Consider the following 2,119-nt stretch of genomic DNA (forward strand, 5'->3'; position numbering starts at 1 on the left):
GGATGCCGAACTGACCCAGCGCGCTACCTTGTTCGTCGCACCGGGCCGTTTTCAGAGCGGTACGTGGGATCTGGCCTATCGGGTGACGCGCTTCAACCAGGCACCAGAACTTTTTACGCCACCGTTCAAACTCGTGGTCAAACTGGAAATCCCCGCCGGCCAGGACACCGATCCCGGACAGGGGCATTCCAACCTGCACATGGCGTTCAGTCCGCCGGAAATTGTCCAGGACGGTATCGACAAGGACACCGCCGAAAATGGCGTGGACATCCGGATAACTGCCAAACCCGGCAGCGGCTCCAGCCTGCCCTACCCCGACATCACCGTCGGCGACGTGATCTGGGTGAGCTGGGGCGGCAACATGGTGCCGTCGGATCCGGTTACTCAAGAGCAAATCAATGATCCACTGAAGAACCCTATCGTGATCCACATCGGCAAGGACGTCATCCTCGCGGCGGGTGACTCCGGGAACGAAGGGCTGGCGGTGTCATTCTTCGTCAGAGATTTTGCAGACAACGATTCCGAAGACTGGTGCAAGGAAACCCGCATCGTCGTCGACACCGGCAACTCGCGGCTGGAGGCGCCGATTCTTGAGCAGGCTGACGGGAACGAACTCGATCTCGACCAGTTGGGTAAAGAGCAATTAAAGCTCCAGGTCTTTGCTGCCTCACCCGTCGATTTCAACCAGGGCGACACCATCATCATGCGCTTGCAAGGCACCACCCTCGACGGCGAACGCATCCAGGTCGAAGCCCGCCAGACCATCAACAAAAGACCACCGCTGGTGGTCGATGTGCTGATGGACAACGACGGTGCCCGGGCACTGGCAAAAACCCAGGGGGTGTTTTTCTTCGACCTGGAACGTGGCGGCAGCATCATTCAGCGCTCCAGAGGCCGCTTCATCAACATGCTCGGCGAACCCACACGCCTGGCAGCCCCCGTCGTCGAAAGCGCCGTGAGCGGTGCGCTTGATCCCGACTTGCCGAGCGTGATCGTCCGCATCCCCTACGATCCGCTGATCACCCCGGAAAACGCCATTGAAATCCACTGGAGCATTACCCTTGCGGACGGCACCGTTTTCGAGCCAGAGCTGGCCTGGATCTTTCCGACCCAGCAGGAGGCCGATGACCCTGAGGGGTTCATCGTCATCATTTCAGGCCCCGAGTACCTGAAACCCGGCGAAGGCGGCACCCTGGTGGTGTCGTACGACGTGCTCAGCGAAGGCGAGAACGGCGAAATCGTTCGCCGGCCTTCTGCGCCAGCCTCGCCGTTGAACATCGGTGAGCCGAAGCTTGAGCTGGTCAAGCCAATACTCCTGGGCGAAAAGGACGGCGCGCTGGAACCCAAGGATTTGCCCAACGGCATCAGCGAAGTCACCTGCCCCAACCCGGTCAACAATCCCACCAAAGCCAAAGATGTGGTGTTCTGGCAACTGCGTGATGTCCAGGACAAGTTGCTGTTCGAGGACGAAAAGACTCTCAATTCATTGAGCGCTGGTAAAGACGTGAAATTTCCCCTCAACGCGGCGTTTGTGCAGCAGCATTTTGAGGCCCGTCGCGATAAACGGTTGAGTATCCGCTACCACATTGTTCGGGATGCGACGGGCAAGACCAGCTATTCGAATCCGTTGGAGTTTGTCGTAGGGACGGCGGCGGATGACAAGCCGCAAATCACCTCGGCCAAGGGCTTTCAAAGCAATGAGGAAATCCGCGAAGGTGAAACCACCGTCGAAACCAGCGCGACGTTCGAAGGCAGCGCCGCCAAGGGGCAGAGGGTCGAGGTGTTTGATGGCACGACACCCAAAGGCCAGTCCACTGCCGATCTAGTGACCGGCATCTGGACGCTGACGATTACCGACATGTCCCTGACAGGACACAGTTTCTCGGCCAAAGCCTTGTACGGCTCCGGACAATCGTCGACACCGCGGACCTTCAATGTGACGGCGGTTATTGATCCGACCATTACCCGTGTGAACGAAAACACCGCCACCGGTGCGGCCGTTGCGATCGGAGGATCGACCATCGCGCCCACGTTGGTGATCAGCGGCAAGCTGAGCCTTGGCCAGCAGGGTGAGTTGTGGGATGGCAGCGGTGCGAGTGCGAAGTCGTTGGGCAAGGTG

The 2,119-nt window shown here is 59.3% G+C and carries 1 pseudogene; it reads left to right on the forward strand.

Annotated features, from left to right (window positions below):
- Positions 1-2,119, forward strand: a pseudogene (locus ACTJK7_RS22390) (hypothetical protein); the annotation flags it as partial.

The sequence above is a fragment of the Pseudomonas sp. 22085 genome, from assembly GCF_052045815.1.
Lineage (GTDB): Bacteria > Pseudomonadota > Gammaproteobacteria > Pseudomonadales > Pseudomonadaceae > Aquipseudomonas > Aquipseudomonas glycinae.